General features: G+C 66.3%; 8 protein-coding genes. 3 read left to right on the top strand and 5 right to left on the bottom strand.

Annotation, left to right across the window (positions count from 1 at the left end; genetic code table 11):
- Positions 1–10 precede the first annotated feature (10 nt).
- Together ACK4OE_RS18200 and ACK4OE_RS18205 are read right to left on the bottom strand one after the other, a co-directional pair.
- On the bottom strand, positions 11–169 hold the full coding sequence (locus tag ACK4OE_RS18200) for a hypothetical protein (RefSeq protein ID WP_409886724.1): 159 nt from the start codon (positions 167–169) through the stop codon (positions 11–13).
- The gene (locus ACK4OE_RS18205; RefSeq protein WP_409886726.1) at positions 144–275 is read right to left on the bottom strand and encodes a hypothetical protein; all 132 of its coding nucleotides are present in this window, start codon (positions 273–275) and stop codon (positions 144–146) included. The genes ACK4OE_RS18200 and ACK4OE_RS18205 overlap by 26 nt, the downstream gene beginning before the upstream one ends.
- Positions 276–459: 184 nt before the next feature.
- Here ACK4OE_RS18205 and ACK4OE_RS18210 point away from each other — a divergent pair, with 184 nt between their 5' ends.
- A complete protein-coding gene (locus tag ACK4OE_RS18210) occupies positions 460–1,464 on the top strand; it encodes a M14 family zinc carboxypeptidase (protein WP_409886740.1) in 1,005 nt (334 codons plus the stop codon).
- Positions 1,465–1,478: 14 nt separating this feature from the next.
- Positions 1,479–2,246 carry an alpha/beta fold hydrolase gene (locus ACK4OE_RS18215; RefSeq protein ID WP_409886728.1) on the top strand — a complete coding sequence of 256 codons (768 nt, stop codon included), beginning with the start codon at positions 1,479–1,481 and terminating at the stop codon, positions 2,244–2,246.
- Between the two features lie 13 nt (positions 2,247–2,259).
- Here the strand turns inward: ACK4OE_RS18215 and ACK4OE_RS18220 are convergent, their stop codons facing one another.
- The 3 genes from ACK4OE_RS18220 to ACK4OE_RS18230 form a co-directional block, all read right to left on the bottom strand.
- Entirely contained in the window at positions 2,260–3,018 is a 759-nt protein-coding gene (locus ACK4OE_RS18220) for an SGNH/GDSL hydrolase family protein (RefSeq protein WP_409886730.1), read from the bottom strand.
- 138 nt (positions 3,019–3,156) lie between these two features.
- Positions 3,157–4,470, bottom strand: a complete 1,314-nt coding sequence (locus ACK4OE_RS18225; RefSeq protein WP_409886732.1) for an SPOR domain-containing protein — start codon at positions 4,468–4,470, stop codon at positions 3,157–3,159.
- 220 nt (positions 4,471–4,690) lie between these two features.
- Complete coding sequence (locus tag ACK4OE_RS18230; RefSeq protein WP_409886734.1) at positions 4,691–5,662, bottom strand: YcjF family protein; 972 nt, start codon at positions 5,660–5,662, stop codon at positions 4,691–4,693.
- Positions 5,663–5,879: 217 nt separating this feature from the next.
- On the opposite strand from ACK4OE_RS18230, the gene ACK4OE_RS18235 reads away from it, so the two are divergent.
- Positions 5,880–7,251: AMP-binding protein (locus ACK4OE_RS18235; RefSeq protein WP_409886736.1), on the top strand; the 1,372-nt coding region annotated here is incomplete at its 3' end.

Below are 7,251 nucleotides of genomic sequence, written 5' to 3' on the forward strand. Positions count from 1 at the left end.
GTGGTTCAGGTCAGTGGTGTGCAGGGTGGTGGTGCCGCTCGCGCCACAGCTGGTAGCGCGAGCGCTGCAGCGCCACCAGCTCCACCACGCCCCAGGCAGCGGCGCAAGCCAGCGTGCCCAGCCATAGGGTCCTGCGGTAGACCTCAGTCCTGCGCAGCGGCCGGCGCATCGTCGGAGATCCAGTCGTGGCTGCGGGGCAGGTCAAAGCTCAACCAGCCCCGTTCATCGAACAACTCATCGAGCAGCCGCTGCAATCCGAGCAATTTCCAGAGCATGGTGTGCCTCTTTCAAAGGGTGTGACTGCGGTCAAGGTAGCGCCGTTGTGTGACGATTTCGCGTCGTTTCGCTGAATCCACACAATCGCGTCATGGGGCTATCGGCGCACGCATCCGGGGGATATCCTTCGGCGATTGGGCACTGTTGCCCAGCCGCTTTGCTTTGACCGCCCACACCTTGAACATGCTTCCCGAGCTACTGGCGCTGGAGAAAATCATCGAGCTGGGCGGTGCCCATCTGCAGGTGCAGGTGGTTCGTGAGGTGACCATGGCGTCGGGTCAGCGTTTCCCTGTTTATGCCATTGGGGTGGGCAACCCCGGGCTGGATGTGCCCGCTGTGGGGTTTTTTGGTGGGGTGCATGGCCTGGAGCGCATTGGGGCCGAGGTCGTGATCGCCTACCTGCAGAACGTGGTCATGCGGCTGCAGTGGGACACCACGCTGCACCAGCAGCTCGAACGTGTGCGCCTCGTTTTTATGCCCATCGTCAACCCGGGTGGCATGTGGTCTGCCACCCGCGCCAACCCCCGCGGCGTGGACCTGATGCGCAATGCGCCGGTGGATGCAGTGGACCAGGTACCGTTTGCCATTGGCGGGCAGCGGGTGAGCGACCGGCTGCCCTGGTACCGAGGGCGCCTGGGCGATGCGATGGAGTTGGAAAGCCAGGCGATGTGCGAGGTGGTGTCAGCGCAACTTCTGGCACGGCCGTTCAGCATTGCGCTCGACTGCCACTCGGGCTTTGGCGTGAAGGACCGCCTGTGGTTTCCGTATGCACACACCCGCAAACCCATTGCGCACCTGGCCGAGCTGCATGCGCTGCACGAGATCTATCTGCAGGCCCACAGCAACCACCAGTACATTTTTGAGCCGCAGAGCGCGCAGTATCTGGCGCACGGAGACCTGTGGGACCACCTCTATCTGCAGGCCTGCCAGGCGGTACCGGCGCACACGTTTTTGCCGCTGACGCTGGAGATGGGCTCGTGGCTGTGGATCAAGAAAAACCCGCGCCAGCTGTTCTCGCGCAACGGCATCTTCAACCCGCTCATCAACCACCGCCAGCAGCGCGTGCTGCGGCGGCACCTGTCGCTGCTGGACTTCCTGTCGCGCGCGGCGTGCAGCCATGCGCGCTGGGCACCTGCACCCGAACAGCGCGCACAGCGGCGTGCCGACGCGCTGGCGATCTGGTACTGAAGGCACAGGCAACGATGCAGCAACCCGTGCGCCAATGGATCCTGCTGCGCGGCTTGACTCGCGAGGCTGCTCACTGGGGGGAGTTTGCTGATCGCTTTCAGCAAGCGCTGCCCGGCGACAAGGTGCTGGCGCTGGACTTGCCAGGCAACGGCCAGCTGCACAAGGCGCAATCGCCTCTGTCAGTCCACGACATGGTGCAGGCCTGCCGCCAATCGTTGGCGGTGCGTGTCATCGCCCCGCCGTACCACCTGCTGGCAATGTCCCTGGGCGCCATGGTGGCCGCCGAGTGGGCGCGCATAGCGCCTGGTGAGGTAGCGGGCTGTGTGCTTATCAACACCAGCATGCGCCCCTTCAGCTCGTTTTATCACCGCTTGCAGTGGCACAACCTGGCGCCGCTGTTGCAGTTGGCGCTGCAGTGGCATTCGGCGGATGCGGCAGAGCGGATCGTTCTGCGCATCACCAGCAACCGCGCACAAGAGCGCAGCGCAGTCATTGCACAGTGGGCTGCCGTGCGCAGGCAACGGCCGGTGTCGGCACCCAATGCGCTGCGCCAGTTGCTGGCAGCAGCGCGCTACCGCGCGTCGGTGGTGGCGCCTGCTGCGCCGACATTGCTGCTGGGTAGCCAGCAAGACCAGCTGGTGTCCAGCCGGTGTTCGCAGGCCATTGCCAAGGCGTGGGGCCGACCGCTGCGCATGCACCCGTTTGCAGGGCATGACCTGCCGCTGGATGACCCGCAGTGGGTGATTGACGAGGTGCTGCGGTGGGTGGCAGAGCCTCGGTGACCGATGCCCTGGGCTATTCCCCCATGCCAGCGAGACCGCCTTGGGCCACCAGTTCGCGGTACCACTCCTGGTATCCTGCACTACTGGGGTGCAGGCCGTCGGCTGCGTTCAGCTCTTTGCTGCGCGTCACAAACGGGTCCTGGTCGCGCGGCTTGAGCAGGCGCACGTAGCGCACCTGCGGCTGGGTGGTCGACGCTTCTTGCACCAGCGTGTGCAGCGTCTCTGACCGGCGCGACATGGCCCATGACAGCGGCGCAAAAAAGAAGGGCGCATGCCCTACATCGCCGCATGGCATCACTACCACACGCGGGGCCTTATGGCTGGCCAGCACCACCGTTTGCTGCAGCTGGGAGCGCAGCGTGTCTTCGGATGTGAATCGGATCACGTCGTTGCCGCCAGCGAGCACCAGCACCAGGTCATAGCCGGTTGAAGCGCGCCGCAGCTGCTGCACCACGTCTTCAAACTTGGCGCCGTTGGCAGCCAGGTTGTCGATATGCCACCGGGGGTGCTGCTGACCGATCAGGCCTGGCAGGCTCTGGGCGGGCGTTGCAGCGCCCGTGCCCACGGCCGTGCTGTCGCCCACCACCAGCACGCGCTGGGTGGGCTGGGCGGGTTGGGCGGTGTAGGCCTGGGCGTCGCGTGCCAGGTCTGCGGCGGTCCACATGCGCCAGGGCGCGCAGGCCGTTAGCAACAGGCCCCCGGCAGCCACTGCCGTCAGGGCCACGAGGCGGCGCGTGGAGGTGTTAGGGCGGGATTTAGGCGTATGAGGCATGGCGGGGCAGGCGCGCTGCGGCGGTAGAGAGCTTGCATGCAGCGTAGCGGCGCGCCCTCGGGTGACTCGTCAGTGGCGTCTGCCGCTGGGCGTAGGACGTGGGCGAATGCTGGACCTGGTCACCTTCGCCCGCTTTCTTCAGCGCGCTTGCCGGAACACCACGGCTTCCAGCCCCATGGATCGGATGGACGCCGCTGCCGCATCCGCCTCGGTTCGGCGCGGGTAGGGGCCCACGCGCACGCGGATGCGTCGGCCGCTGCTGGCATTCAGCTCCTGGCGAAACGCGGGCAGCCCTTCGTTCAGCAGCCGCGCTTGCGCCTTGCGTGCGTTGGCCTCGTCCGCAAACAGCCCCACATTGATGTAGTAGCCCGCCGCAGTACCCACGGTGGGCAACGGCGCAGAAGCCGTGGGTGTGGCAGCCGAGGCCGCAGCTTTGGCCGCCCGGGTCTTGGCGGGGGCAGTCGTGGGGGGGGCGGGCTTGTTGGCGGGGGCTGTGTTTGCGGCGGGTTTGGACGCCGCCGTGATTGCCACTGCGGGTGGCTTTTTGGAAACTGGGGGCGTCGTGGGCGCTGCGGCGGGGCGGGGTTCGGCCACTGGGGGTGGCGCTGCACTGGCGGGTGTCACTGGCGCGGGCGCGGTTTGGATTGCAGCGGTAGCGACAGAAGCTGTGGAGGTGGGCGCGCGGGCGGGCGATATCACGGGGGCTGATGCGGCAGTTTGTGGCGCTGGCAGCGGCTCTTGTGCGGGGGGCGTATCAGGTTGCGGTGTGTTCGCAGTCGCGGGCGCCGAGGCTACCGACGCCACCGACGTGGGCCTCGACGCTGCAGCCAGCGTGGCTTGTGCCACTGTTAAGGCAGGCTCCAGGGCAAGGGGCTTGGTGTCCGATGGCACCCACACCAAATACGCTATCACTGCGGCAGCTGCCAGCACCAGATTGCCCAGCACTACCGCCCGCAGCCGCTTGCGCGAGCTGGCCTGCTTTTCCAGCAGTGCAGAGGCTTCGGGCAGGGTGCGAGAGGCAGCCAGCGCGCGGGCCACCCGCTTGCGGATGTCGGCGTACAGGATGGCGTTGCCATACAGGCCCGGCACCACAAACGCCAGCATCGCAAAAGCACCCAGTACCCCCAGTTCCACGCCCGTCGGCCATTGCAGAAAGGTCCGGCCAATGCCGTACACGATCAGCGCCAGTCCCTCGGCTGCGGCCAGGTAGATCAGCGCTGGCGTCCACAGCTGCCGGAACAGCATCCAGTTGATGGTGGCCAGGCAGGCCGCCCAGTTCCAGGTGGTGGTGGTGCGGCCGGTGTTGTCAAAGCGCTCGAAGACGGCCAGGTAGTAGGCCGTGTTCACGGGCCCCAGCGCTAGCCGGGACAGCGCCGTCATGGCGTTGTCGGACGTTGAATTGAGCGACATGGCCGGAATGGCGGAGGCGACAGGATCCGTGTGGTCGAGCATGGGCCGATTCTGTCATGGGCCGATGTTTGTGCCACATGGTTTGCGCGCGGGTACTGCGCGGGCGCAACGCTGGGGTGCACAAGCGTGCCGTGCCGTGCAAGGGGGCGACCTTGCCAACGCAGGTCGCGCTGCGGAAATTATAGTAAAAATGGTCGTTAGCGCTTATCTGATAAGCGCTAGTAGCTATTAAAAACGTAGTGAATTTGGAAAACGCAGCACCTCAGGCCCCACGCACCATCGCCATGATCTTGCCCGCGTCCAGCGTGGCGGCCTTCTGCTGGATCTGCGGCAGATATTGCGACTGCATTTGCTTGGCGGGCCCCAGCAGGTTCTGAAAGGTATCGCGCAGCATGGCGGTGCTCATCACCCGGCCCCCGGCGTAGTAGCGCTTGGCCACCTGCCCCAGCGCGTAGGTGGTGGCAAACGAAAACGCCATGCCGGTGGCCGCGCCGCCCAGCCCGCCAATGGTGCGGCCCGCCACCTTGCCCAGCAGGCCACCCAGCAGCTTGCGGCCAAACTGCTCCAGGTACTGCGACGTCATGCCCACGCCCGCCGCGGCGATGAACTCCTTGATGTGGCCCTGGTCCAGCTCCACGCCGTGGGCCTTGCCAATGCCATACACCATCTTGACCTGCATGGGGATGATGGCCATCGACGCCCAGGACTGCGGCAGCAGCTCCAGCGCCCCGTTGAGCATGGCGTAGTTCAGGATAGATTTGTCCAGCTCGGCATCCGAAACACTGGCGGGAACTGCGGCCTTGGCCGTTGCAGCAGCGGCAGCCACCGGCACCGCGATGGGCACAACCTTTTCAGCCACGTCCACCATCGCATCCGCCTCGTGATCAAACGCGTCGGTTTGCGAGGCGCCCAACTGCAGGGCCGTCTTGAGGCGGGTCAAAAAGTCGCGCTCGGCCGCCGTCTGGCGGCCGTCCACGTCGCACACGCACACGGCCATCTCGTACGCCAGCTGGCGGTGCATGGGGTCGGTCAGCCCCTCTACCGCAGCCTGCACGGTGGTGCGCTTGAGCAGCACATCCTGGTAGATGCGCGGCAGGTCCGCCATGCCCGCGTCGCTTGCCAAAGACTGCGCAATGCGGCGGATCTCCTCGCGCTCGGCGTCGTCCTTGTTGCCGTCTGCAAACGCGGCCAGAAGTGCGATGGTGAGGATGGACTTTTGCTGGTCGAGGGTCATGGCGTAAGGCCCGCAAGGGCGTGGGTTGGAGCGATGGGATGCATATGCAGTCTAGGCAACTGGCTTTCAATGCCACGGGTTGTAGGGATTTGGGGCGGCAGGTAACAACGTGCTTCTGGGTTGTGCGGACCGTCCCTTGGGCGCTCGGGCAGGTTCACGGGTGCCGTTCTGGCCTACAGTGCATTGATTTGTTTCCCATCGGGATGGAACGCGCACGATGAACATCGCCCACCTGCTGCGCCGCAGTGCCCTGCTGGCTGCTGACCAGCCTGCCGTGCTGCACGGCGACACCGTGCTGTGGACATATGCCACCCTGGGCGCACGCACTGCCGCCCTGGCAGCCACCCTGCGCACGCAATGCGGCGTGGCCCCCGGCGACCGCGTGGCCATCTACGCAGCCAATACGCCCGAGTATCTGGAGGCGCTGCACGCCATCGTGTGGGCAGGGGCCGTGTCGGTGCCTGTCAACTACAAACTGCATGCCAAAGAGCTGGCCTACGTGCTGGCCGACTCTGGCGCGCGGGTGGTCCTGGTATCGCAGGTATTGGCCCCGGCCGCGCGCGAGGCGGGGGTGCCGGATGCCGGTCTGCTGGTGTTCGGCTCCGACGCATACCGAGCCGCTGTGACGCACACGCCCATGGAGGTATGCGACCGAGCGCCCGACGATGTCGCCTCGCTGTTCTACACATCAGGTACCACCGGCCGCCCCAAGGGCGTGATGCAGACCCACCGCAACCTGCTGGCCATGACGGCCTGCTACTTCACCGACGTGGACGACATCCTGCCTGGTGACGCCATGGTCTATGCCGCGCCCATGTCGCACGGAGCGGGCCTGTACAACTACGCCCAGGTGCTGCGCGGCGGTCGGCATGTGGTGCCGCTGACGGGCGGCTTTGAACCGCAGGAGCTGGTGCAGCTGGCGGCATCCGTCGGTCAGCTCACGCTGTTTGCCGCGCCCACCATGGTGCACCGCCTGGTCGACCATGTGCAGGCCACCGGCGCCGATGTGTCAGGTTTCAAGACCATCGTCTACGGCGGCGGCCCCATGTATGCCGACGACCTGCGCCGCGCGCTGGCCGTGATGGGCAACCGCTTTGCGCAGATCTACGGCCAGGGCGAAAGCCCCATGACCATCACCGCCCTGTCAGGTGCCCAACTGGCCGACCGCAACCACCCGCGCTGGGCCGAGCGCATGGCATCGGTCGGCGTGGCGCAGTCGTTGGTGGAGGTGCGTGTGGTGGATGCCGCAGGCCAGCCGATGCCCGCAGGCGAGAACGGGGAGGTGGTGGTGCGCGGCGACACCGTCATGCCCGGCTACTGGAACAATCCCGAAGCCACGGCGCAGACGCTGCGCGATGGCTGGCTCTACACCGGCGACATGGGCGCGCTGGATGCCGACGGCTTCCTCACCCTCAAGGACCGCTCCAAGGACGTGATCATCTCTGGCGGCTCCAACATCTACCCGCGTGAGGTGGAGGAGGTGCTTCTGCTGCACCCCCAGGTGCGCGAGGTGGCCGTGGTGGGGCAGCTCGATGCGGAATGGGGCGAGGTGCCTGTGGCCTTTGTGGTGGCGGAGGAGGGCGTGAGCC

The organism is Acidovorax sp. (assembly GCF_046314175.1).
Classification (GTDB): Bacteria; Pseudomonadota; Gammaproteobacteria; order Burkholderiales; family Burkholderiaceae_C; genus Acidovorax.